The organism is Thauera mechernichensis (genome assembly GCF_029588855.1).
In the GTDB taxonomy this organism is placed as follows: domain Bacteria; phylum Pseudomonadota; class Gammaproteobacteria; order Burkholderiales; family Rhodocyclaceae; genus Thauera; species Thauera mechernichensis.
Genome location: NZ_JARQZE010000008.1, coordinates 1 through 21,791, shown reverse-complemented (window position 1 = coordinate 21,791; position 21,791 = coordinate 1). Strand labels below are relative to the sequence as shown.

The following is a 21,791-nucleotide window of genomic DNA, read 5'->3' as shown; positions in this document are numbered from 1 at the left end:
GCCCATGAACTTCCTGCTCGAACTGCTGATCTCGGCGCTGATCGTGCTCGGCGGCATCTTCGCCCTGGTGGGCTCGATCGGTCTGGTCAAGCTGCCCGATCTGCTGACCCGCCTGCACGCGCCGACCAAGGCGACGACGCTCGGGGTCGGTGGCGCGCTGGTGGCCTCGATGCTGTTCTTCTTCGGTATCGAGGGCACGCTTTCCATCCACGAGGTGTTGATCAGCGTCTTCCTGTTCCTGACCGCCCCGATTACCGCCCATTTCATCGCCAAGGCCCATCTGCACGAGCATGTCGAACTGCGCGAGGACCTGCCGCCCACCGGGCGCGAGCAGGGCTGGAGCACCTTCGACGGCTTGCCCGAGGCCGAGCACAAGGATCACGTGTGAGCTCCGTACGCCGCAACCCACCCAAGCCCGCGCCCTCGACCATCGAAGGCACGCTCAAGCTGCGCCCGCGTGCCACGCAGGGCGAGGCTGCTCCCCCTCCGGCAGCGAAGACAGCAGCCGAGAAGACCGTGGCCGAGAAGACCGTGGCCGAGAAGCCTGCGCGCAAGCCAGGATCGGCACGCCAGGCCCAGGACGAGCGCTCGCCACGTGGCGAGCGTACCCAGCGCGCCGAAGAGCGCCCGCAACGGTCCAGGGAGCGGCCGCCGCAAGCCGATCGCCCGCCGCGCGCCAGGCCGGCGCCAGAGACTGCGCGCGCGCTGGCGCCGACGCCGCGGCCAGCTGAGCATCCGGCTGCCGATCGCCCCCTGCCGGAGGGCGTGCGCCTGTCCAAGGTGATGGCCGAGCGCGGGCTGTGCTCGCGACGCGAGGCCGACGAGTACATCGAGCGCGGCTGGGTCTTCGTCGAAGGCAAGCGTGTGTCCGAACTCGGCGTGCGCATCGACCCCGATGCCCGTGTCACGCTCGCGCCCGAGGCCACGCGCAGCCAGCAGCAGCGCGTCACCATCCTGCTGCACAAGCCGGTGGGCTATGTGTCCGGCCAACCCGAGCCTGGCTATGCGCCCGCGGTGAGCCTGATCGGTGCCGACAACCAGTTCGACCGCGACACGGCGCAGCGCTTCCACCCCAGCCACCTCAAGCAGCTCGCGCCTGCGGGGCGGCTGGACATCGACTCCACCGGCCTGCTGGTGCTGACCCAGGATGGCCGCATCGCTCGCCAGCTCATCGGTGAGGACTCCAAGGTCGACAAGGAGTACCTGGTACGGGTCGAAGGCCGCATCATCGACGGCGGCCTGGCCTTGCTCAACCATGGCCTCATGCTCGACGACCGTCCGCTGCGCCCCGCCAAGGTCGAGTGGATCAACGACGACCAGCTGCGCTTCGTGCTCAACGAAGGCCGCAAACGCCAGATCCGCCGCATGTGCGAACTTGTGGGCCTGAAGGTCGTTGGTCTCAAGCGCGTGCGTATCGGCCGCGTCAAGCTCGGCGATCTGCCACTCGGGCAGTGGCGTTTCCTGCGCGCGGACGAGGGGTTCTGAGCGCTACCCAGGGCTGCGCTCAGTCTCCATGGCGGGGTGCAGAGGCCTGAGCGCGTTCGCGCGCGACGTCGGCGGCGAGTTCGTCGCCCAGCGGCCCGGTCTTCGGGGTTATTCCCGAGCGGTGGGCAGCGCGCGCCATGGCGTGCGCGGCGAGCGGTGCGGTGGCGAGCACGATGACCAGGGCGAACACTGCCGCCAGCGCAAAGGCGCCGCTGGTGGCTGCCGCGACGCCGCCGAGGATGAGCGCGGCGCCGAGCGCGCCCGCCTTGCTCGCAGCGTGCATGCGGGTGTAGCTGTCGGGCAGGCGCAATACGCCAATGGCGCCGATCAGGCCGATCAGGGCACCCAGCAACAGCAGGGCAGACGATAGCCAGGCGAGGAATCCGTTGCTCATGGCTTGTCCTCCATCGGTTGCGGGCTGAGCGCGGCGGGTTCGTCCGGCGGCGGGCGGTCTACCCAGGTCACCTTTTCGTCCGCACCGCGGCCGCGGCGGCGGAACATCAGGATGAAGGCCGTGGTGCCGAGGAATGACACCAGCGCCAGCACCACGGCGCCATCGAGCAGCATCGGTTCCGCGGTCGCCAGCGCCAACAGGGCGATGACGCCGATCCCGAGCAAGGTCAGCGCATCGATCGAGACCACGCGGTCGGTTGCGTGCGGGCCGCGGATCAGGCGCACGAGCACGAGAACCGCGCTGATGCCCTGGAGTGCGAAGGTGAGGGGCAGTACCCAGCTGGCGCCGGCGATTTCGCTGATCATGCCTGTCCTCCATCGGTGGCCTTGGGGGCGGGCGGCTCGCCGCCATCGATCCAGGCAAGCAGCCGGCGCTCGATCTCGCGCACGCCGGACTCCACTGCGTCGGCGTCCCGGGCGTCGATGGCGTGGATGTACAGCAGGCCCGATTCGGGCGCGTAGTCGAGGGCGAGGGTGCCCGGTGTGAGCGTCAGCAGACAGCCGAGCAGGGTGGCGACGCGATCGTCCCGGCGCGCCAGGCGCAGCTTGATCACCGCAGGTTGTGGCCGCACGCTGCGGCCGAGCACGATGCGGGCGACGTCGATGCTGGCCTTGAAGATCTCGGCGGCAAACCAGAACGCGAAGCGCGTGCCGTGTTCGAGCCGGCACACGTAGCGGCGAAGGCCGAGCAGGTCGCTCGCCAGGCGCAGCCCGATGTGGATCACCACAAAGGCGGCCAGCACGCCGAGCGGGCTGAGAACACCGACGAAGGCCGCCAGGCCCACCGCAAGCAGAATATGCAAGCCCAACATGTTCATCGCCCTCCGGCCGCGACCACGGCCTGGATGTAGGCCTGCGGTGCGGCGAGTTGGTCGGCCGCGGCGACCGCGTAGTCCATCACCGGGCCGGCACCAAGGCCGATCGCCACGGTCATCGCAGCCAGCGCGCTCACGGCCCACAGCGCCGGGCGCAGGCCGGCCGCGCTGCGTGCGCTGATACCGCCCGCGGGGTGGGGCTTGAGGAAGGCCTCGTTCCAGATCTTGCTCATCGACAGCAGCGTGAAGATGCCGGTGACCAGGGCCACCGCGGCGGCGATCCAGGCACTCGCATCGAGGCTGGCCTTGACCAGCACGAACTTGGCCCAGAACCCGGACAGCGGCGGGATGCCCGCAAGCGACAGGGCAGGGATGGCGAACAGGATCGCCAGCCAGGGCGCATGGGCGTACAGACCGCCCATTGCGGCCAGGCGCTCCGAGCCCGTAAGGCGGGCGGCGATGCCGCCGATGAAGAACAGGTTTGCCTTCACGACGATGTGGTGGATGAGGTAGAACACGGCGCCGGCGAGCGCGAGCGGCGTGGCCAGCGCCAGGCCCAGGATCATGTAGCCGACCTGGCTGACGATGTGAAAGGACAGGATGCGCCGTACCTCGACCTGGGCCGCGGCGCCGAGCACGCCGATGAGCATGGTCGCGCACGCCACCCACAGCAGCACGTCGTGGGCGATGCCCGCGTCCGGCCAGAACAGGGTGACGATGCGGATCAGCGCATACACCCCCACCTTGGTGAGCAGGCCGGCGAACAGTGCGGAGATCGGCGTCCACGCGACGTGGTAGGACGCCGGCAGCCAGCCGAACACCGGGAACAGCGCCGCCTTGATCGAGAACGCGGTGAGCATCAGTACGATCGCCGCATTGGCCGTGGCCGGCACCTCGCCGGCGGCGAAGGCCTGCGCCAGCAAAGCCATGTTGAGGCTGCCGCTGGCGCCGTAAAGCATGCCGGCGGCGAGCAGGAACATCATCGTTGCGACCAGGTTGAGCACCACGTACACCACGGTGCCGGACAGCCGGCGCTTGCCGCCACCCAGCACCAGCAGGGCGAACGAGCCCACCAGCAGCACCTCGAACCAGACGTAGAGATTGAACACGTCGCCCGTGATGAAGGCGCCGCACACGCCGACCAGCAGGCCGTGCACCAGTGGGTGGAAGCCGCGGCTGCGCGCCGGGTCGTCGTCGCGCGCCAGCGCGAACACCACGGTGGCGAGGCCGATGATGCCTGTGATCGCCACCATGGCAGCGGAGAGGCGGTCGATCACCACGCTGATGCCGTAGGGTGCCGCCCAGCTGCCGGCCTGGCTGGCGAGGATGCGCCCCTCCGCGGCGAATACCACCAGCGCCAGGCCGACCGCGGCCAGGGCGGCAGCGCCGGCAAGGCTGAAGAAGGTCGCAAGGCGGCCGTGGCGACGTGCGAGCAGGGTCAGGACCAGGGTGGCGAGCGGGATCAGGATGGGAGCGATGATGAGGGCGTTCATGCCTTGCCCTCCGTTTCCGCTGCCCTTGCGGGCGTGGCGTGGCCGTCCGCGACGGGCTTGGGCGCCAGATCCGGTGCCGGCTCCTCGGCCACCGCCGTGATGCGATCGGTCTCGACGTTGTCGTGCAGCTCCCAGCTGCGCTTGAGTACGGCGAGTGCGAACACGAAGAGGGCGAAGCCGATGACGATTGCGGTCAGCACGAGCGCCTGGGGCAGCGGGTTGGCGGCCAGCGCGGGGGCGCCGCTCTCGCCCACGAAGGCGGCGGCGCGGCCATCGAGGCGGCCGGAGACGAACACGGCGAGGTTTACCCCGTTGCCAAGCACGATGACGCCGAGCACGACGCGCAGCAGGCCGCGGTCAAGCATCATCCAGATGCCGATGGCGACGAGCAGTCCGACGGTGATGGAGGCGATGATTTCCATGGTTCAGTCCTCGCGCTCGAGCAGTCGGAACAGCATCAGCAGCACGCCGCCCAGCACGGTGAAGAAGACGCCGACATCGAACAGCAGGGGGGTCCCCAGCGGCAGCCCGCCGGGGAACAGCCAGCCGCCGGTGAGGAAGGCCTGGCCCTGCAGCAGGCCGATCACACCCGCTGATGCAGCCAGGGCGAGGCCGACGGCGAGGACGGTGGTCGGCGGTACGCGCAGCACGGCGCGCGCGCGGTTGACGCCAAAAGCCAGTGCCAGCAGCACCGCCGAGGTCGCCGCCACCAGCCCGCCGATGAAGCCGCCACCGGGCAGGTTGTGCCCGCGCCACAGCAGCATCAGCGAAATGAGCGCGAGCAGCGCGGACAGCGGGCGGATGCCGTGGCGCAGCAGCACCGAGCCGAAGTCCGAACTGCCTTCGGCCGCGACCTTGCCGGGTTTGCCGCTGCCGAGCAGGGGAGCGGCCGCGAGTGCGGCCAGCCCGACGACCAGGATCTCGCCCAGGGTGTCCAGGGCGCGGAAATCGACCAGGATCACGTTCACCACGTTGGCGCCGTGGCCGCCCGGCAGGCTGTTGTCCAGGTACCAGCGCGCGATGTCGCCCGGCAAGGGCTGGCTGACGGTCATCAGCATCATCGCGCTCACGACCAGCCCGATCGCGCCGGCGATGAGGGCATGAAAGCGTTTGGCTGCCGGTTTGCGCGAGCCGACCATCCGCGTTGGCGGCAGGTTGCGCAGCACCAGGGCCAGAAAGATGACGGTCAGCGTCTCCACCATCAGCTGCGTGATGGCCACGTCGGGCGCGCGTGCGGCGAGGAAGAACAGCGCCAGCCCGAGACCGCTCGCACCCAGGGTCGCGATCAGGGCCACGCGGCCCGGCATTACCGCAGCGGCGGCGGCACCGGCAACCGCAAGCACGCAGCCGACCAGGGCGGCGAGATTGACCGGGTTGGTGACCTCGGGCCAGGCCAGGTCTTCTCCGGTGGAGGCGAAGACCCCTATGAGGGCGAAACCGACGATCGCGACCACCAGCGCGCTGATGTGCTGGCGCAGCGAACCATGCTGGAAGCGGTCGGCCACCCCGCCTGCAAACAGGAAGACGCGCTTGAGCAGGCGGTCCCAGATCATGTCGCCGCTGGTGCGCCACAGCACACGCCACAGCGACAGGCGCCGCCGCACGCGGGTCCGCCGCAGGTAGAAGAACACACCCAGGGCAACCGTGAGCAGGCTGGCCACCAGAGCCGGCGTGATTCCGCCCCACAGGTAGAGGTTGACCGGCACGGCGGTGCCGGACACCGCCTGCACGGCGGCGTCGATCAGCCAGACCTCGGCGAGGTTGTTGAAGGCGCCGAACACGAAGCCACCCACGGCCAGCAGCATGGGGCCGATCCACATCGGCACGCTCACCTCGTGTGGCTTGCGCGGATAGCGGCCTTCCTTGCCGAGGAAGGCGCGCACGAACACGAGACCGGCAGCGGTGAGCAGCAAGGCATTGGTGAGGATCATCACCAGGGTGGTGACCCAGCCCGCCATGCCGAGCTCGATGAGGCCGGCGTACTTGAACTCCTTGGCAATGAAGCCGAAGAACGGTGGCAGGCCGGCGTTGGAGAACGCCGCCAGTGCCACGGCAAAGCCGGTGAGCGGCATGTAGCGCAGCAGGCCGCCGAGCCTGGAGATCTGGCGTGTGCCGGTCGCGTGGTCGATCGAGCCCACCGCCATGAACAGCGCTGCCTTGTAGAAGGCATGCGCGACCAGGTAGATCGCGAAGGCTTGCAGGCCATAGGGGGTATTGGTGCCGAGCAGCATGGTGAGCTGGCCGAGCACGGTGACCGTGGTGTAGGCCAGTACGCGCTTGAGGTCGGTCTGGCGGATCGCCAGTACGGCGCCGACCAGCGCGGTGGTGGCGCCGACAGTGATCAGGATCGTGCTCCAGCTCATCGAGCCGCTGAGCGATGGGTTCAGGCGCGCGAGCAGGTACACGCCCGCCTTGACCATGGTCGCCGAGTGCAGGTAGGCCGACACCGGTGTGGGTGCGGCCATCGCGTTTGGCAGCCAGAGGTGGAAAGGCACCTGGGCCGACTTGGTGAAGGCGCCGAGCAGCACCAGGGCGAGGATGGCGGGGTAGAGTGCATGATCGGCGATCAGCGCGGGAGAGAGTCCCGAGAACTGCCAGCTGCCGCCGACATTGCCGAGCAGGATCAGGCCGGCGAGCAGGGCCAGGCCGCCGCCGCCGGTGATGAGCAGGGCCTGCAGCGCCGAGCGCCGAGACTCCGCCTGGTCGTGCTGGAAGCTGATGAGCAGGAAGGAGGTGACGCTGGTCAGCTCCCAGAACACGAACATCACGATCAGGTCGTCCGCAAGCACCAGGCCGAGCATGGCGGCCATGAAGCCCAGCAGGTAGGCGTAGAAGCGGCCAAGGTGGTGATGGTCGGACAGGTAGGCGCCGGCATACAGCACGATCAGCGTGCCAATGCCGCTGATCAGCAGGGCGAACAGCAGCGACAGCCCGTCCAGGCGGAAGGCGAGTTCGATGCCGAGCGCGCCGACCCAGGTCACGCTCTGCGTGATGACGCCGCCCTGTGCGACCTCGGGCACCAGCGTGACGAAATAGGCAAACACTGAAAGCGGCGCGAGCGCGAGGATCCAGCCCGCGCGATCGTCCAGCGGACGGGTCAGCAATGGCGCGGCCAGCATCGCCAACGCGATCAGTCCGATGCTGGTCAGCACGCCTTCACCCGCTTCATGCACATGTTCGTCATCTCCCTTCGAGGCTGCCGTCGGCGCTGTGGCGCGCGGCATATTATCGTTCTATGCGGGAGAAACTGACTATGCGCGTCAGCCCGGGGTTCCTCAATGTCGTCAAAAAGCGAACGGCTGGCGCCTTGTCAGGGCACCAGCCGTCGTCCTCGGGCGCGGAGTCCGGGCGCCAAGTCGGGCGTGCTCGTCGCGTTCGCCGCGACGCTTGGTGCAGGCCGCAGCGCTTGAACCAAGCGTCAGTGTGCGGCCTTGCGTGAAGTCCTGCGCATGCGCGCATCGAGTTCGGGGTGGGCCTCGTACAGGCCGCTCACCTTGGCAAAGCATCCCTGTAGCGGACACTTGCGCCCTGGCGGGCATTCATGCTCGACTGCGCATTCCATCTGGGTTTCATCCAGCACTACCATGGTACGGGCGGCTTCGCAGCGGGCGATGGGGGCATCCAGCGTGCACATGATCATCTCCTCGTGTCGTTCTTTTGCGATGACTGAAGTCCATTCGTTGTGCGGCGTGAAATATTTCACGTCACGCTTGATTTCAATCTAGCCGATGTGCGCTGCCGCGCTGCTCGATCTGCCAGGAGTTTGACAAAAATCAAGCACCTGCGGCCTCGTCACCAGGCGTGCTATTCCGCCCGCAGCGCGTCGACGGCGTTCATGCCCGCAGCGCGCCGCGCTGGCAGGACGCCGGCGAGCAGGCCGACCATCATCGCGAGCGCCTGGGCGATGACAACGAAATGCCATGGGGTGCTGACCGGCATCGCCGGCAACAGCAGGCCGATGCCCTGAGCGAGTCCGATGCCGGCGGCCAGGCCGAGCAGGCCGCCCAGGCTTGCCAGCACCACCGCTTCGCCGAGGAAGATTGCGAGGATGGTGCGTCGGCGTGCGCCGAGGGCGACGAGCAGGCCGATCTCGTTGGTGCGCTCGCTGACGGCAATCGTCATGATGGTGACGATACCGACGCCGCCCACCACCAGCGAGATGCCGCCGAGTGCGCCGACCGCGGCGGTAAGGATGGCGAGGATGTTCGACAAGGTGGCGAGCATGTCCTCCTGCGTGATGATGGTGAAGTCCTCGCGGCCGTGGCGGGCGCTCATCAGCGTGCGTACGCTCTCGGCCACCTGTGCCGCCGGTGCCGTGGGCGCATAGGTGAGCGCGATCTCCATCACGCCGTCGCGGCGGAACAAGGCCAGGCCGCGCGCCACCGGGATGTAGGCGGCGTCGTCCAGGTCAACGCCGAGGAACTGACCCTTTTCCTCCATGATGCCGACGACGCGGAAGCGCTCGTCACCGATCTGCACGCGTTCGCCGAGTGCGTTGCCGACGCCGAAGAGCTCCCGTTTCAGCTTTGCGCCCAGCACGACGAAGGCGCGCGCGCTGCTTGCTTCGTCTGGCGGCAGGAACTGGCCGATGCGCACGCGGATCGAGTACACCTCCTGCATCTGGGGTCCGACACCGAGCACCATCGTGCGTCGCACACGCCCCTGGGCACGGACCTCGGCGTTGCCGCTCACAGAGGCGCTGACCTGGCGCACATGGGGCAGCTGTGCAAGCGCTGCCGCATCGTCAAGGGTGAGGTCGCGCGCGGTGGAGGGCAGCCCGGGGGGGCCGCCGCGCGCGCCTTGGCGGCCAGGCGTGATGCTGAGCACATTGGTGCCGAACTGGCTGAACTCGGCGAGCACGAAGCGGTGCAGACCCTCGCCGATCGACGTCAGCAGGATCACCGCGGCGATGCCCACGGCGATGCCGAGCAGGGTCAGGAAGCTGCGCAGCCGGTGCGCGGTGAGCGCGCGCAGGGCGAGGTGGAGACTGTCCTGCCAGCGCATGCTGTGTCAGCGCCTGGCCAGGGCTTGTACCGGATCGAGCGCGGCGGCGCGGCGCGCGGGCAGCACGCCGAAGGCGATGCCGGTGCCGAGTGCGGTACCAAGCGCGGCGATCACCGCCCAGTCGGGCGGCCAGGCAGGCAGCATGGGCCAGGTCAGGCGCACGCCCCAGGCGCCGAGGTGGCCGAGCGCGAAGCCGGTGAGCGCGCCCGCGACCGACAGCAGCGCGGCCTCGGTGAGGAAAGCGGCACGGATGCTCGCGGTGCTGGCGCCGAGTGCCTTGAGCAGGCCGATCTCGGCGGTGCGCTGGGTGACCGCCACCAGCATCACGTTCATCACCAGGATGCCGGCTACGGCGAGACTGATCGCGGCGATGCCGGCGACGCCCAGTGTGAGTGCGCCGAGGATGCGGTCGAAGGTGCCGAGCACGGCGTCCTGGGTGATCACGGTGACGTCGAGTTCGCCGTCGCGGCGTGCGCGCAGCAACGCCTCGAGCTGGCGCTGGGCGGCGGGCAGGGCATCGCGCTGGGTGGTCTCGACCAGGATGCGGAACAGGCCATTGGTGTTGAACATGGCTTGCGCCGTGGCCACTGGTACCAGCACCAGTTCGTCGGTCGTCATGCCCAGGCCCTGGCCGCCCGGAGCGAGCGTACCGATGACGCGCAGCCGGGTGTCGCCGACCCGAATCATGCGGCCGACCGCCGGTTCGTGGCCGAACAGTTCGGCGCGGATGGCGTCGCCGAGCACCGCCAGCGCACTGGCGCGCTCAAAGTCCTCGCGGGGCAGGAAGCTGCCGTGTGCCATGCGCATGCCGCGCAGTTCGAGAAAATCGGTGCTGGTGCCGACCACCATCACCTCGCGCAGCCGGCCAGCGGCTGCAACCTCGGTGTTGCCCACCGTGATCGGTGCCACGCGCTGCACCAGTGGCAGGCGCAACAGGGCTGCGGCGTCGGCATTGGTGAGTTCGCGCGGGGTGCTGGTGACGAAGCTGCCCGGATTGACGCCGCCGGTCTCGGTGCGCCCAGGCAGCACGATCAGCAGCTGTGCGCCGAGCGCAGCGAATTCGCCCACCACATAGCGGCGCGCGCCGTCGCCGAGCGCGGTCAGCACCACGACTGCGGCGACGCCGATCGACATCGCCAGCGTCATCAGCGCGGTGCGCAGCGGGTAGGCGGTGGCGGCGCGGGTGGCGAAGCGCAGGGTGTCGGTCGGGTTCATGCGGGCAGCTCGTGCCGGCGCAGATCCTGGGCGATGGCACCGTCCTCCATGCGCAGCCAGCGATGGGCGCGCTCGCCCATCGCTGGGTCATGGGTGACCACGATCAGCGTGGTGCCCGCAGTGTTGAGCGCCTCGAGCAGGGCGGTGACCTCGTGACCGGTGCTGCGGTCAAGGTTGCCGGTGGGTTCGTCGGCCAGCAGGACGGCCGGGCGCATGATGGTGGCGCGGGCGATCGCCACGCGCTGGCGCTGACCACCGGAGAGTTCCTCCGGTCGGTGGTGGGCGCGGCCTTCGAGGCCGAAGTCCTTCAGCGCCTGCGCGATGCGCGCACTACGCTCGGTGGCCGCCAGGCCGGCCAGCATCAGCGGCAAGCCGATGTTTTCCGCTGCCGTCAGCCGTGGCACGAGGTGAAAACTCTGGAACACGAAGCCGATGCGTGCGCTGCGCACGGCCGCCTGTTCGTCCGCCGACAGCGTCGTGACGTCGCGACCTTCCAGGTGGTAATTGCCGCCGTCGGGGCGGTCGAGCAGGCCGAGCAGGTTGAGCAGGGTGGACTTTCCAGAACCGGAGGGGCCCATCACCGAGACGTAGTCGCCGGCCTCGATGCGCAGGCTCACGTCGCGCAGCGCATGCACCTCGCTGTCACCGAGCCTGAAGATGCGATTTATGCCGTCGAGTTCGATCTGGGCCATGGCCGTGCGTACGTCTCGGCTGTGCTGCATGTGTGCTCAGGGCGCAGCCTGAAGGGTCACCTTCGCGCCCGCAGACACGCCGTCGCGCTCCAGCGAAGTCACGATACGCTCGCCTGCGGCCAGTCCGGACAGGACCTCGGTGAACGCCCAGTTCGCCACCCCGGTCTCGAGTTCGCGCTCGATCAGGGTGTCGCCCTCGACGACCAGCACCCGCCTGCCTTCGCGCAGCGCGCTGGTGGGGATGCGCAGCGTGTCGGCGCGGGTGGCGAGCACGATCTCGACGTCGGTGCTGTAACCCACGAGCATGCCGCGCGCCTCCTCGGGGCGCACGAAGTCCACGTCGACCGCCACGGTGCGGGCCTGGCGCTCGACCGCGGTGATGTAGGGTGCGACGCGCTTGACCCGGCCTTCGAACACGGTGCCGGGCATGGCTTCGAGCGTGATCCGAACCGGCAGGCCGGGCTGGATTCTGGGCGCGTCGATCTCGTCCATCGGTGCCTTCACGTAGAGGCAGGAATCGTCGATGAGGTCGATCGCCGGCGGTGTCGGCACACCGGGGGGCGAGGGCGTGGAGTATTCGCCCAGCTCGCCGCTGATCTTGGCCACCGTGCCGGCGAAGGGCGCGGTGAGCACCAGGCGCTGGCGCTCGGTTTCGGTGGCGGCGAGCTGGGCCTCGGCGGTGGCGATGTCGGCACGGGCGGTGTCGCAGGCGGCGCGGCGTGCGCGCGCCTCGGTGCGCGCACGCTCCTCGACGCTGGCGGAAACAAAACCACGCCGCACCAGCTGCGCCTGGCGTGCCGCCTCGCGCTCGGCGTTGTCGGCCAGGGTGCAGGCTTCGTGCACGCGCTGGCGGGCGGTTGCGAGTTGGGCCCGATTGACCGCCGCGCGTGCATCGAGGTCGCCGTGCCACAGGCGCATCAGCACCTGCCCGGCTTCCACCCGGTCGCCCTCTTCCACCCCCAGCCAGTCGATGCGGCCTCCCACGATGGTGGCCAGCCGTGTGCGCTGGCAGGCCTCTATCTCGCCCGCACGGGTATTGGTCAGCGTGGCCTCGACCGTGCCGCGGGCGACCTCATGCACCACCACCTCGACCGGTTTCGGTCTGGTGAGCCACCAGATCCCTGCGCCTACCAGCGCGGCGAGGAGTGCGAGGAGAAGAAGACGGCGCAGGGCTTTCATCGAGCGTGGACGTTCAGAGCTCGTCGAAGAAGTCGGAGTCGAGGCGTTTCAACTCGATCCTGCGCTTCACCGACACGCCGACCTTGTGTTCGACCGCGAGCCGGGCGAACTCCTCGCCATCGATCAGGGGACGAATGAGTTCGTGGTACTTGGGTACCGTCATGGAGATCCCACGGAGCCATTCTTGGCGTTACTCAGAATCGCTTCAGCCCACTCGAGCAGCGCCAGTGTTTCCATTCGGGTGCGTTCCCGGTTCAGGGAAAAGCTTTGATCCAGTCCCGTGTCGTATCGGGCCGCAACTCCGAAGGGGGTAAGCCTCTCGAGGAATATGTCCTGATCGGGAGGCTGAATTCCGTTCTGCTTTAGCAGAGCGAGCAGCATCGCGATGTTGTGCGTCCTCGGAAAGAGGACGTTCGCATTTGCGAGAACGGCTTTGATACCGTTTTCTGCCGTCTGCTGGGCGTGGAATCCGATGACCCAGTCCGGTGCTGCGGGATCCTGCGCCAAACGGTCGACCACGTAGGCATCGTCCCGCGCCCTGCGCAGCAATCCGAGCGCGGGTTCACCGGGGGAATGCATGGACCCGTCCTTCGCGAGTGGCGCGCCAAGCGAGGGTGTTCGGCTGGGTGCACTCCTGCTCGAACGCTTCATCGCTCATCACGACCACGTCGGCCGGGATCAATTGACGACCGAGCAGGGAGGCGAGGCGGGCCATCTCGTCGAAACGGTTGCGCACCTCCGGCTCCACTACGAGCAGGTCGAGGTCGCTGTCATCGCGAGCCTCCCCGCGTGCTTGCGAACCGAACACGATCACGCGGCTGCCGGGTGGCAGGTGGCCGCGCAGGCAGTCGAGCGAGGCTGCGATTGGGTCGGTCGTTCGGGCTGAGATGGCCATGCTCGCTCTCCTTTGGCTGGGGCTTACTTCCCGCCCTTCGCCCACGAATCCTTCAGCGTCACCGTGCGATTGAAGACCGGTGCGCCGGGCCTGGAGTCCACCCGGTCGGCCACGAAGTAGCCGTGGCGTTCGAACTGGAAGCGCTCTTCCGGTTGTGCATCCTTGAGCGCGGGCTCCAGGTAGGCGGTGATGATGCGCTTGCTGTCCGGGTTGATGTCGTCTAAGAAGCTGCGCTCGGCGTCGGGCGCGTCGCCCTCGCGGCGCTGGCCGGGATGGGGGTGGGCGAACAGGCGGTCGTAGATGCGCACCTCTGCCTCGTAGCCGTGCGCGACCGACACCCAGTGCAGGTTGCCCTTGACCTTGTAGTTGTCGGCGCCGGGCGTGCCGGACTTGGAGTCGGGCATGTACTCGGCGAGCACGGCGGTGATGTTGCCGGCGGCGTCCTTCTCGCAGCCAATGCACTTGACGACGAAGCCGTAGCGCAGGCGCACCATGTTGCCGGGGTACAGACGGTGGAAGCCCTTGACCGGCTCTTCCATGAAGTCCTCGCGCTCGATCCACAGCTCACGGCCGAAGGGCATGTCACGCTTGCCGAGCTCGGGCTTGAGCGGGTGGTTCGGCGCCTGGCACAGTTCGGAGGCGCCTTCGGCGTAGTTCGTGATGACCAGCTTGAGCGGATCGAGTACGGCGACGCGACGCTCGGCGGCTTCGTTGAGGTCGTCGCGCATGCATTCCTCCAGCACGCTCATGTCGATCCACGAGTCCGCCTTGGATACGCCGATACGCTCTGCAAAGCGACGGAAGCCGGTAGCGGTGAAGCCGCGGCGGCGGGCGCCGATGAGCGTGGGCAGGCGTGGGTCGTCCCAGCCGTCGACATGGCCTTCATTGACGAGCTGGATCAGCTTGCGCTTGGAGAGCACCACGTAGGTCAGGTTCAGGCGGGCGAACTCGATCTGCTGCGGCAGCGGGCGCGGGAACTGGCCCGCAGCGGCGAGCGCGTCGAGCAGCCAGTCGTAGAACGGGCGCTGGTCCTCGAATTCGAGCGTGCACACCGAGTGGGTGATGCTCTCGATTGCGTCTTCGATCGGGTGGGCGAAGGTGTACATCGGGTAGATGCACCAGGCGTCGCCCGTGCGGTGGTGTGTGGCATGGCGGATACGGTAGATCGCCGGATCGCGCAGGTTGATGTTGGGGCTCGCCATGTCGATCTTCGCTCGCAGGATGTGCGTGCCTTCGGCGAATTCACCTGCGCGCATGCGCGCGAACAGCTCGATGTTTTCCTCGACGCTTCGGTTGCGGTACGGGCTGTCCTTGCCCGGCTCGGTCAGCGTGCCGCGGTTGGTACGCATCTCCTCGGCTGACTGCGAATCCACATAGGCCTTGCCGGCCCTGATCAGGCTGAGCGCACAGTCGTGCATGCGATCGAAATAGTCGGATGCGAAATACAGATGCTCGCCCCACTCGAAGCCGAGCCACTTCACCGCCTCGATGATGGCGTCGACGTATTCCTGCTCTTCCTTTTCGGGGTTGGTGTCGTCGAAGCGCATGTGGCAGGCACCGCCATAGGACTCGGCGAGGCCGAAGTTCAGGCAGATCGACTTGGCGTGGCCGTAATGCAGGTAGCCGTTGGGCTCGGGCGGGAAGCGCGTTTCGACGCGGCCGCCCCATTTCCCCGTGCGGATGTCCTCGTCGATGATGTTGCGGATGAAATTGGAAACGACGGGGGCTTCGGTGGCGGAGTTTTTTTCGGGTTTCATCTGTTGAGCGTTCTGGTGAGGGCGCTGCGGCACGGGCCGTGCTTGCCAGGGTGCGATAACCCGCCAATTGTAGCCGATCCGCCCCGCCGGCTCGGATGCTGCACCGCCGCGGTTAGAATCTGCATGTGAGCCTGATGCCTCGGGGCGCGTATGTGCGAACGCTTGACGATGGAGCGGTGGGAATGAATCTTGCGGCATTTGCGGCGGTAGGGGTGGGCGCGGCGTGCGGCGCCTGGCTGCGCTGGGGGCTCGGGCTGTGGCTGAACCCGGTGTTCGCCTTGGTGCCGCTCGGCACTCTGGCGGCCAACCTGGTCGGCGGTCTGCTGATGGGCGTGGCGCTGGCTGCGGTGCAGGCCTGGCCGGCGATGTCGTCCGCCCTGAAGTTGCTGCTGACGACGGGGCTGTTGGGTGGCCTGACGACCTTTTCGACCTTCTCGGCCGAGGCATTCCACCTGCTGCAGCGCGGAGCGCTGGGCTGGCTGGGAGTGCATCTGCTGACCCATGTCCTGGGCTCCCTGCTGATGACCTGGGCAGGGTTTGCGCTGTTCAATGCGGTGACGCGGGGGGGGTGAGCGCTCCTGGGGCAGGCGTGTTCGCGAGTCGGATCTTCAGATTCATGACTTTGTGCTTTAATGTAACGAGTCTTGATATGCTGCGCGCTGGTGTGGAGGTCTTCATCATGAAGAGATGGCTCGTTATTGTCGGTTGTGTCGTGCTGGCGTCCTGCGCGCAGCCACCGCAACGCGAAACGGTGACGATATGCGATGGCGGCGGTTGCCGCGAGCAGGGCAGGGACGTCGTCACGCAGGAGACGCGGACCTTCAATGAGGCGGATGACGGCCGTGCCGCAGCCCTCGAAGCCATCGCGGAACAGGATCCCCGTGCGGCCTACGATCTGGGTCTGCGTTACTTCCGCGGCGACGGCGTGCGACAGGACAGCTACAAGGCGCTGACATGGATGCGGTCAGCCGCCGAGCGTGGCCATCTGGAGGCGCAGAAGGCGCTCGGACGCTTTTACCTGACCGGACTGGAAGAGATGGGGCCGGACCCCCGTGAAGCCGAGAAATGGCTCTCCATTACCGCGGGGCGTGGCGACACGGAGGCGCGGACCCTGCTTGCGGAGGCCTCTGCAGCGCGCAAGTCGGAGGAGGCGGAGTGGAAGTGGCGCCAGCGCTGGAGAGGTGTGTTCTACGACTACTGGTACCGGCGCTACACCTATCTGGGTTACTGGCGCGACGGCTACTGGTATTACCGCTGAGCGCATGATCGAACCCCTGCAGCCTGTGCAGGGGTTTTTTGCGAGTGACTCGGCCCCGAGTCACGCCTGCGTCGGCGGACCCCTCGACGCTCAAGGAAAAACTCAACAGGAGGAACGCAGCATGATCCAACACCGGATTTCCAAAATTGCGCTGGCGCTTGCCGCAGCGACTGCACTCGCCGGGTGCGTTACGACGGGAACGAATTCGACCGCGGTGTCGGGGGCGGCAGGCGGAGGGGCGAGCGTCGATGCGAACCCCCAACTCGAACGCTGCGACGCGCCGCTCGGTACGCTCGCGGTGGACGATGGACGGGCCGCCGACTGGTATGGCCAATTCGGTAGCGCAACTCAGGTGACGACCATCGAGCCCCTGCTTCGCCTTGCCGTTCAGCAATCCAACTGCTTCGTGATCACGTCGATCGGCAACCTTCGCACGGACAGCCGCCTGTCGCGGATTACCGATATCCAGCGCAACTCGGGCGAGTATCGTGCAGGCTCCAAGCAAGAGAAGGGGCAACGCGTTGCGGCTGACTACTATCTTGAGCCGCAGATCATCATCAATAATGACTCGGTCGGCTCCGTGGGCGGCCTGGTCGGCGGCCTCGTTGGTGGCCGCCTCGGCGCGCTCGCCGGCGGCATCCAGTCCAAGGCGTCGGTCGTGACGCTATCGCTCTTCGATATCCGCTCGGCGGTCCAGATTGCTGCTTCCGAGGGGAGCTCGACGGCAACGAACTTCGGCGCAGCACTGGGTGCCTTCGGTGGCGGTGCCGGAGGCGCTCTGGGCGGCTTCTCGCGTACGCCTGAAGGCAAGGCGACCGTCGCGGCATTCATGGATGCTTACAACAATATGGTCGTGGCGCTTCGCAACTACAAGGCGCAGGATGTAAAAGGTGGTCTCGGGCGTGGCGGTACGCTCAAGGTCAACTGATCGGTCGAACCTGCCCGCCCGCACCTAATCGGAGAACGAGCAACATGAAGATACTTGCGATGAGTGTGTGTGCAACGGCCCTGGTGATGAGCGGCTGCGCGACGATGACCGAAACCCAGCGCGACACTGCGGTGGGTGCAGGTATCGGCGCCGTGACCGGTGCAGTCATCGGCCGTGCGACGGCGGGCGGAAACAAGGGCAGAAGTACCGCGACGGGCGCCGCAGTGGGGGCGGCAGTGGGCGCCGCAGGCGGTTACCTGTGGTCGCAGAACATGCAGCGGCAACGCGCCGAGATGGAGCAGGCAACCGCAGGGACTGGCGTCGGTGTCAGCCAGACCGTGGACAATCAGCTGAAGGTCGATATTCCCGCAGATGTGTCCTTCGATGTCGGCCGCCACGACATCAAGGCGAACATGCGGCCGGTGCTCGATCGACTTGCCGCAACGCTGAACCAGCACCCGGTCACGACCGTCAGCATCATCGGTCATACCGACAGCACGGGCACGGATGCGATCAACAACCCCTTGTCCGTCAACCGTGCCGCTGCCGTGCGCGACTACTTGGTCATGCGCGGGGTGTCGGCGCAGCGTATCTCGATCGATGGCCGCGGTTCCTATCAGCCGATCGCCGACAATGCGACTGCGGCGGGGCGGGCGATGAACCGCCGCGTCGAGATCTTCATCGCCGAGCAGGCACGCTGACGAGCACCTCCGTGCCCCAAGATGCCTCGGAGGCGTGTCCCGCGGGACAGCAGCACGCGTTTCGAGAGGCCTTTTGGGGCAGATGTCTCGCACCCTCCGTAGGAGCGGCGCAAGCCGCGAGCCTTTTCATCGGTTCCGCCCAGCCGCGTCGCCCTCAACCCCTCGCGGCTGGCGCAGCTCCTACCGGTCCTGCTTCTCGTCGGCCCTGACCGACTCGCATTGCCTTCAACCCCGTGCTTGGTGCCGCTCCTGCCGGGAGCGCCTCGCCGCTCGGGCTCAACGCCCTGCGGGCGGCAGGGGCGCCAGCAGCGCGGCGATGTCTGCTTCGCCGAACTTGGCGAGCGCATTGGCGTCTTCCGACAGCACACCCTCGGCGAGTGCGGCCTTCTTCTCCTGCAGGGCGAGGATCTTCTCCTCGATGCTGCCTGCGCATACCAGCTTGAACACGAACACCGGCTTGTCCTGGCCGATGCGGTGGGCGCGATCGGTGGCCTGGTTCTCGGCTGCAGGGTTCCACCACGGGTCGTAGTGGATCACGGTGTCGGCGGCGGTGAGGTTGAGACCCACGCCGCCCGCCTTCAGGCTGATCAGGAACACGGGCACGCGGCCCTTCTGGAAGTCTTCGACCGGAATGCGGCGGTCGCGGGTGTCGCCGGTCAGCGCCACCCAGCCAATCTTCGCCTTGTCGAGCTCCGCAGCGATCAGGCTGAGCATGGAGGTGAACTGTGAGAACACCAGGATGCGCCGGCCTTCGTCGATCAACTCGGGCAGCATGTCCATGAGCAGGTCGAGCTTGGCGCGCTCCTTGACGCGCGCCGCTGCCGGTGACTTCAGCAGGCGCGGATCGCAGCACACCTGGCGTAGCTTCAACAGAGCATCGAGGATCACGATCTGGCTGCGCGCGAAGCCTTTGCCGGCGATTTCGGCGCGCACCTTCTCGTCCATGGCTGCGCGCACCGTCTCGTAGAGGTCGCGCTGTCCGCCCTCGAGACCGACGCTGCGCACGATGATGGTCTTGGGCGGCAATTCGGTGGCGACGTCTTCCTTGCGCCGGCGCAGGATGAAGGGGCGCAGGCGGGCGGCGAGCAGGTCGCGGCGGTCACTGTCGCCATGCTTCTCGATCGGTGTGCGCCAGGTCTGGGTGAATTGCTTGTGCGTGCCGAGGAAACCCGGCAGCAGGAAGTCGAACTGCGCCCAGAGCTCGCCGAGGTGGTTCTCCAGCGGCGTGCCGGTAAGGCCGAGACGGTGGCGGGCCTTGAGCTGTCGGATCACCTGCGCGCCCTTGCTGGCGGCGTTCTTTACCGTCTGCGCTTCGTCCAGGATCAGCAGGCTCCATTGGCGCGCCTGCAGCTGTTCTGCGTCGCGCCACAGCAGCGGATAAGTGGTGAGCGCCACATCGATCTTCACGTCGGCATCGAGCTCGTCGAAGCGTGCGTGACGATCCGAGCCGTGCAGGTTGAGCACCTTCAGCCCGGGCGCGAAGCGCTCGGCTTCGGCCTGCCAGTTGAACACCAGCGAGGTAGGCAGGATGACCAGTGCGGGTACATCCAGCCGGCCGGCGTGCTTCTCGGTGAGCAGGTGAGCGAGCGTCTGCGCTGTCTTGCCCAGGCCCATGTCGTCGGCGAGGATGCCGGCGAGGTCGTGCCTTACGAGGTGCTGCAGCCAGGCCAGGCCTTCGAGCTGGTAGGGGCGCAGTTCGGCGCCGAAGCCTTTCGGCGTTTGCACTGCGGCGATGCCGGTGGCGCCGCGCAGGCGGCTGGAGAGTTGTGCGATGAGATCGTGGCCGCGGCCTGGCAGGTCGAGCTCGGCCAGTCGTGTGGCGTCGAGCCTTGAAAGACGCCAGTCGTGGTCGGGGCGGTCGAAGAGGTCGACGAGCGCGCGCACGAGCGGCTTCACGCGGCCGGCGCTGATGCGCAGGCGGCCCAGCTCTTGGTCCTCGAGGATGAGCGCCTCGTGGTCGTCGATATCGTCCAGCCGTCCCGACAGCCAGCGTGCATCGTGTGCGAACAGCCCCGCCAGCAGAGGTGCAAGTGGCAATGCCTTGCCATCCACTTCGATACCGGGCGACAGGCCCAGCCAGCCGTCCTGATGCTCGTCGATGTCGAGCATCAGGTGGTCGATGTCGATGGCGTGGTGGCGGAAGTCGCTCGGGAACTCGACTGTCCAGCCTTCGGCGCGTAGTGCGGCCGCTGTGTCGGCCATGAAGGTCGGCCACTCGGCCTCGCTTGCGAGTCCGAGTGCGTCTGCCGGCAGGGGGCCGAAACTGCCCTGTATCGCACCCGGCGGAATGCGGGTGAAGCCAGCGGTGGCGAGCCGCTGGGCCGCGACCCGCTCGGCTGTCTCGTCGCGCGTGAGGCGGGCGCTGCGGCCGTCCGGCAGGGGGAGGAAGAGGCGGCCGTCGCCGGCGTCGATGGTTACCGGGCCGTAGCGGAAGGCCAGCAGCGCGAAGTCGAAGACATAGGTGCCATAGGCTGCATAGCTGCGATAGCGCGCCTGCAGCACCGGCCGAGTCTCCAGGCGCAGTATGGGTACCGGTGTTCCGCTCACTTCGACGGGCGGCTCGCCGCGCAGGGTCGGCGGGGGCAAGGTGGGGGCGACTTCGGCAAGGGTTTCGGCCACCAGTTCCGACTCCGCCTGTGTCAGCGGCGGCAGCCACAGCATGCGTTGCACCAGTTCGGGGGCAAGGTCGAGCGTGATCGGGCCGGCACTCGCGCTGGCCGTGTCGATGTACCAGGGCGGCAGCAGTGGCAGGACCCGGGCAGCGGCGGGGTCGAGCTTGAGTACCGGAGCGCGCAGGCCGTCGGCGGTGAGCGTCCAGTCCGGGGTGCCCGGGCGCGCTTCGCCGGCGCTCAGTACCGGTGTGGCGAGGCCGTCGTAGTGCGCGCGACCGCTGGCGAGCAGGCTCGCCATCAGCGCGTTGCTGTGCCTGCCCTCCAGTGTCACGCCATCGCTCGGGATGGGGCGGCCATGCGGCCTGTGCGCCCACAGCAGACGCAGGATCTCGTGGTCGTCGTCGACAACGAAGGCGGGCGGTGCCTGCAGCGCACGCTCGATGTTGTTCCAGCGTTCATGCTGGCGTATCTGTCCATGCTGGTCCAGGCGCACCTTGTAGCAGGCGACGCGGTGATCGCTGCTGTAGGCATCGTGCTCGATGACGTAGTGCAGTGCGTGGGTCGTCTTGCTGGACTGGGGCTTGCCCGCGGCTCCTGGCTCAAGCGCCCGAGCGGCCTGGCGAAAGCCCTCTACCCACGCCCGCACCTGCTCGCGCGGGCGGTCCGGTCGGCGACGCTGGTGCAGCCATACCAGCATCATCGCGGCGACATGCTTGCAACCGTAACCCATGGGGCAGGTGCATGCGCTGACAAGCGCAGGGCGTCCTTCTTCCTCGATCACGTCAGCGGAAACGTCGTAGGGCGTACGTTGCCTGCCCTTGACCAGGGCTGACACCGAGCAGCCGTCGGCGGAGAGTGCGCTCACCCGGCTCAGATAGCCCAGCCCCTTGGCGACGGTCTCCATGCCGAGTTGGGCGATCAGGTCATCCTGGGTGAAGCGGTCGAGCGGGGTCATGGGCTTGGGGCGCGCCCGAGACGGGCGTGAGCGGAAAACCCGTCAGTTTACACGTCGAACGTGAAGGCTGGCTCGTGTTGCGCGTTGGAAACTGCGGCTTGCAGTTTGCCGGGGCGGTTGCCTTTCGAATTCCGAGCGTGATGTACAAAAAGCCGACGGGCCGCATGTGCGGCCCGTCGAGGCTTACGCTCTGGCGATTGACCTTACACGTTGCGATAGACCTCGGCACCGCTCTTGACGAACTCGATCGACTTCACCTCCATGCCCTTCTTGAGCGCCTCGGTCTCGTCGATGCCCTGCTGTGCGGCGAAGTCGCGCACGTCCTGGGTGATCTTCATGCTGCAGAAGT

22 protein-coding genes are annotated in these 21,791 nt (G+C 67.6%); 6 read left to right on the top strand and 16 right to left on the bottom strand.

The genetic code is table 11. From position 1 onward, the window contains the following. The first annotated feature begins 4 nt into the window (after nt 1–4). Entirely contained in the window at nt 5–388 is a 384-nt protein-coding gene (locus tag P7F68_RS12160) for a Na+/H+ antiporter subunit G (protein WP_002932391.1), read from the top strand. Beyond that, nucleotides 385–1,485: a pseudouridine synthase gene (locus P7F68_RS12155; RefSeq protein ID WP_277833446.1), complete on the top strand. Its 1,101-nt coding sequence runs from the start codon at nt 385–387 to the stop codon at nt 1,483–1,485. Before P7F68_RS12160 ends, P7F68_RS12155 begins: the two co-directional genes overlap by 4 nt. Nucleotides 1,486–1,504: 19 nt before the next feature. Here P7F68_RS12155 and mnhG read toward each other — a convergent pair whose 3' ends face one another. The 15 genes from mnhG to P7F68_RS12080 form a co-directional block, all read right to left on the bottom strand. After that, nucleotides 1,505–1,879: a monovalent cation/H(+) antiporter subunit G gene (mnhG, locus tag P7F68_RS12150; protein WP_277833444.1), complete on the bottom strand. Its 375-nt coding sequence runs from the start codon at nt 1,877–1,879 to the stop codon at nt 1,505–1,507. Then, entirely contained in the window at nt 1,876–2,244 is a 369-nt protein-coding gene (locus tag P7F68_RS12145) for an MrpF/PhaF family protein (protein WP_002932674.1), read from the bottom strand. The genes mnhG and P7F68_RS12145 overlap by 4 nt, the downstream gene beginning before the upstream one ends. Beyond that, on the bottom strand, nt 2,241–2,750 hold the full coding sequence (locus P7F68_RS12140) for a Na+/H+ antiporter subunit E (protein ID WP_232431659.1): 510 nt from the start codon (nt 2,748–2,750) through the stop codon (nt 2,241–2,243). Before P7F68_RS12140 ends, P7F68_RS12145 begins: the two co-directional genes overlap by 4 nt. A 2-nt stretch (nt 2,751–2,752) precedes the next feature. After that, the gene (locus tag P7F68_RS12135) at nt 2,753–4,246 is read right to left on the bottom strand and encodes a proton-conducting transporter transmembrane domain-containing protein (RefSeq protein ID WP_002942917.1); all 1,494 of its coding nucleotides are present in this window, start codon (nt 4,244–4,246) and stop codon (nt 2,753–2,755) included. Beyond that, nucleotides 4,243–4,668 (bottom strand): Na+/H+ antiporter subunit C, encoded by a 426-nt coding sequence (locus P7F68_RS12130; RefSeq protein WP_002932681.1) that lies wholly within the window; start codon nt 4,666–4,668, stop codon nt 4,243–4,245. The genes P7F68_RS12135 and P7F68_RS12130 overlap by 4 nt, the downstream gene beginning before the upstream one ends. Before the next feature lie 3 nt (nt 4,669–4,671). Continuing rightward, on the bottom strand, nt 4,672–7,470 hold the full coding sequence (mbhE, locus tag P7F68_RS12125) for a hydrogen gas-evolving membrane-bound hydrogenase subunit E (protein WP_277833439.1): 2,799 nt from the start codon (nt 7,468–7,470) through the stop codon (nt 4,672–4,674). Between the two features lie 194 nt (nt 7,471–7,664). Continuing rightward, nucleotides 7,665–7,880, bottom strand: coding sequence for a hypothetical protein (locus tag P7F68_RS12120; RefSeq protein WP_002942911.1), 216 nt, complete (start codon nt 7,878–7,880; stop codon nt 7,665–7,667). 170 nt (nt 7,881–8,050) lie between these two features. Continuing rightward, the gene (locus P7F68_RS12115; RefSeq protein ID WP_277833434.1) at nt 8,051–9,250 is read right to left on the bottom strand and encodes an ABC transporter permease; all 1,200 of its coding nucleotides are present in this window, start codon (nt 9,248–9,250) and stop codon (nt 8,051–8,053) included. A gap of 6 nt (nt 9,251–9,256) precedes the next feature. Beyond that, entirely contained in the window at nt 9,257–10,465 is a 1,209-nt protein-coding gene (locus P7F68_RS12110) for an ABC transporter permease (RefSeq protein ID WP_277833432.1), read from the bottom strand. Beyond that, a complete protein-coding gene (locus P7F68_RS12105) occupies nt 10,462–11,157 on the bottom strand; it encodes an ABC transporter ATP-binding protein (RefSeq protein WP_002942904.1) in 696 nt (231 codons plus the stop codon). Before P7F68_RS12105 ends, P7F68_RS12110 begins: the two co-directional genes overlap by 4 nt. Before the next feature lie 36 nt (nt 11,158–11,193). Continuing rightward, nucleotides 11,194–12,336, bottom strand: coding sequence for an efflux RND transporter periplasmic adaptor subunit (locus P7F68_RS12100; protein WP_277833430.1), 1,143 nt, complete (start codon nt 12,334–12,336; stop codon nt 11,194–11,196). Between the two features lie 13 nt (nt 12,337–12,349). Further along, nucleotides 12,350–12,499: a hypothetical protein gene (locus P7F68_RS12095; RefSeq protein WP_002942897.1), complete on the bottom strand. Its 150-nt coding sequence runs from the start codon at nt 12,497–12,499 to the stop codon at nt 12,350–12,352. Continuing rightward, a complete protein-coding gene (locus tag P7F68_RS12090; RefSeq protein WP_277833426.1) occupies nt 12,496–12,915 on the bottom strand; it encodes a HEPN domain-containing protein in 420 nt (139 codons plus the stop codon). The genes P7F68_RS12095 and P7F68_RS12090 overlap by 4 nt, the downstream gene beginning before the upstream one ends. Next, nucleotides 12,899–13,231 (bottom strand): nucleotidyltransferase domain-containing protein, encoded by a 333-nt coding sequence (locus P7F68_RS12085; RefSeq protein WP_002942892.1) that lies wholly within the window; start codon nt 13,229–13,231, stop codon nt 12,899–12,901. The genes P7F68_RS12090 and P7F68_RS12085 overlap by 17 nt, the downstream gene beginning before the upstream one ends. A gap of 23 nt (nt 13,232–13,254) precedes the next feature. After that, the gene (locus P7F68_RS12080) at nt 13,255–14,988 is read right to left on the bottom strand and encodes a glutamine--tRNA ligase/YqeY domain fusion protein (RefSeq protein ID WP_277833424.1); all 1,734 of its coding nucleotides are present in this window, start codon (nt 14,986–14,988) and stop codon (nt 13,255–13,257) included. 182 nt (nt 14,989–15,170) lie between these two features. Between P7F68_RS12080 and crcB the strand changes: the two genes are divergently transcribed. The 4 genes from crcB (at nt 15,171) to P7F68_RS12060 (ending at nt 17,875) form a co-directional block, all read left to right on the top strand. Next, nucleotides 15,171–15,560, top strand: coding sequence for a fluoride efflux transporter CrcB (gene crcB / locus P7F68_RS12075; protein ID WP_002932718.1), 390 nt, complete (start codon nt 15,171–15,173; stop codon nt 15,558–15,560). A 107-nt stretch (nt 15,561–15,667) separates the two neighbouring features. Further along, a complete protein-coding gene (locus P7F68_RS12070) occupies nt 15,668–16,246 on the top strand; it encodes a tetratricopeptide repeat protein (protein WP_277833421.1) in 579 nt (192 codons plus the stop codon). A gap of 4 nt (nt 16,247–16,250) precedes the next feature. Beyond that, on the top strand, nt 16,251–17,174 hold the full coding sequence (locus tag P7F68_RS12065) for a hypothetical protein (RefSeq protein WP_277833419.1): 924 nt from the start codon (nt 16,251–16,253) through the stop codon (nt 17,172–17,174). Nucleotides 17,175–17,218: 44 nt separating this feature from the next. Beyond that, nucleotides 17,219–17,875 carry a YiaD family glycine zipper/OmpA-like lipoprotein gene (locus tag P7F68_RS12060; RefSeq protein ID WP_277833417.1) on the top strand — a complete coding sequence of 219 codons (657 nt, stop codon included), beginning with the start codon at nt 17,219–17,221 and terminating at the stop codon, nt 17,873–17,875. Between the two features lie 276 nt (nt 17,876–18,151). Here the strand turns inward: P7F68_RS12060 and P7F68_RS12055 are convergent, their stop codons facing one another. Further along, complete coding sequence (locus P7F68_RS12055; RefSeq protein WP_277833415.1) at nt 18,152–21,442, bottom strand: DEAD/DEAH box helicase; 3,291 nt, start codon at nt 21,440–21,442, stop codon at nt 18,152–18,154. Nucleotides 21,443–21,791: the final 349 nt, after the last annotated feature.

Bases quoted from the DNA above. Each gene is read 5' to 3' on its own strand.
- P7F68_RS12110 (WP_277833432.1), bottom strand. From the start codon at position 10,465: ATGAACCCGACCGACACCCTGCGCTTCGCCACCCGCGCCGCCACCGCC.
- P7F68_RS12130 (WP_002932681.1), bottom strand. From the start codon at position 4,668: ATGGAAATCATCGCCTCCATCACCGTCGGACTGCTCGTCGCCATCGGC.
- P7F68_RS12055 (WP_277833415.1), bottom strand. From the start codon at position 21,442: ATGACCCCGCTCGACCGCTTCACCCAGGATGACCTGATCGCCCAACTC.
- P7F68_RS12090 (WP_277833426.1), bottom strand. From the start codon at position 12,915: ATGCATTCCCCCGGTGAACCCGCGCTCGGATTGCTGCGCAGGGCGCGG.
- crcB (WP_002932718.1), top strand. From the start codon at position 15,171: ATGAATCTTGCGGCATTTGCGGCGGTAGGGGTGGGCGCGGCGTGCGGC.
- P7F68_RS12100 (WP_277833430.1), bottom strand. From the start codon at position 12,336: ATGAAAGCCCTGCGCCGTCTTCTTCTCCTCGCACTCCTCGCCGCGCTG.
- P7F68_RS12080 (WP_277833424.1), bottom strand. From the start codon at position 14,988: ATGAAACCCGAAAAAAACTCCGCCACCGAAGCCCCCGTCGTTTCCAAT.
- P7F68_RS12120 (WP_002942911.1), bottom strand. From the start codon at position 7,880: ATGTGCACGCTGGATGCCCCCATCGCCCGCTGCGAAGCCGCCCGTACC.
- P7F68_RS12065 (WP_277833419.1), top strand. From the start codon at position 16,251: ATGATCGAACCCCTGCAGCCTGTGCAGGGGTTTTTTGCGAGTGACTCG.
- P7F68_RS12135 (WP_002942917.1), bottom strand. From the start codon at position 4,246: ATGAACGCCCTCATCATCGCTCCCATCCTGATCCCGCTCGCCACCCTG.
- P7F68_RS12070 (WP_277833421.1), top strand. From the start codon at position 15,668: ATGAAGAGATGGCTCGTTATTGTCGGTTGTGTCGTGCTGGCGTCCTGC.
- P7F68_RS12095 (WP_002942897.1), bottom strand. From the start codon at position 12,499: ATGACGGTACCCAAGTACCACGAACTCATTCGTCCCCTGATCGATGGC.
- mnhG (WP_277833444.1), bottom strand. From the start codon at position 1,879: ATGAGCAACGGATTCCTCGCCTGGCTATCGTCTGCCCTGCTGTTGCTG.
- P7F68_RS12140 (WP_232431659.1), bottom strand. From the start codon at position 2,750: ATGTTGGGCTTGCATATTCTGCTTGCGGTGGGCCTGGCGGCCTTCGTC.
- P7F68_RS12115 (WP_277833434.1), bottom strand. From the start codon at position 9,250: ATGCGCTGGCAGGACAGTCTCCACCTCGCCCTGCGCGCGCTCACCGCG.
- P7F68_RS12160 (WP_002932391.1), top strand. From the start codon at position 5: ATGAACTTCCTGCTCGAACTGCTGATCTCGGCGCTGATCGTGCTCGGC.
- P7F68_RS12105 (WP_002942904.1), bottom strand. From the start codon at position 11,157: ATGGCCCAGATCGAACTCGACGGCATAAATCGCATCTTCAGGCTCGGT.
- P7F68_RS12145 (WP_002932674.1), bottom strand. From the start codon at position 2,244: ATGATCAGCGAAATCGCCGGCGCCAGCTGGGTACTGCCCCTCACCTTC.
- P7F68_RS12060 (WP_277833417.1), top strand. From the start codon at position 17,219: ATGAAGATACTTGCGATGAGTGTGTGTGCAACGGCCCTGGTGATGAGC.
- mbhE (WP_277833439.1), bottom strand. From the start codon at position 7,470: ATGCCGCGCGCCACAGCGCCGACGGCAGCCTCGAAGGGAGATGACGAA.
- P7F68_RS12085 (WP_002942892.1), bottom strand. From the start codon at position 13,231: ATGGCCATCTCAGCCCGAACGACCGACCCAATCGCAGCCTCGCTCGAC.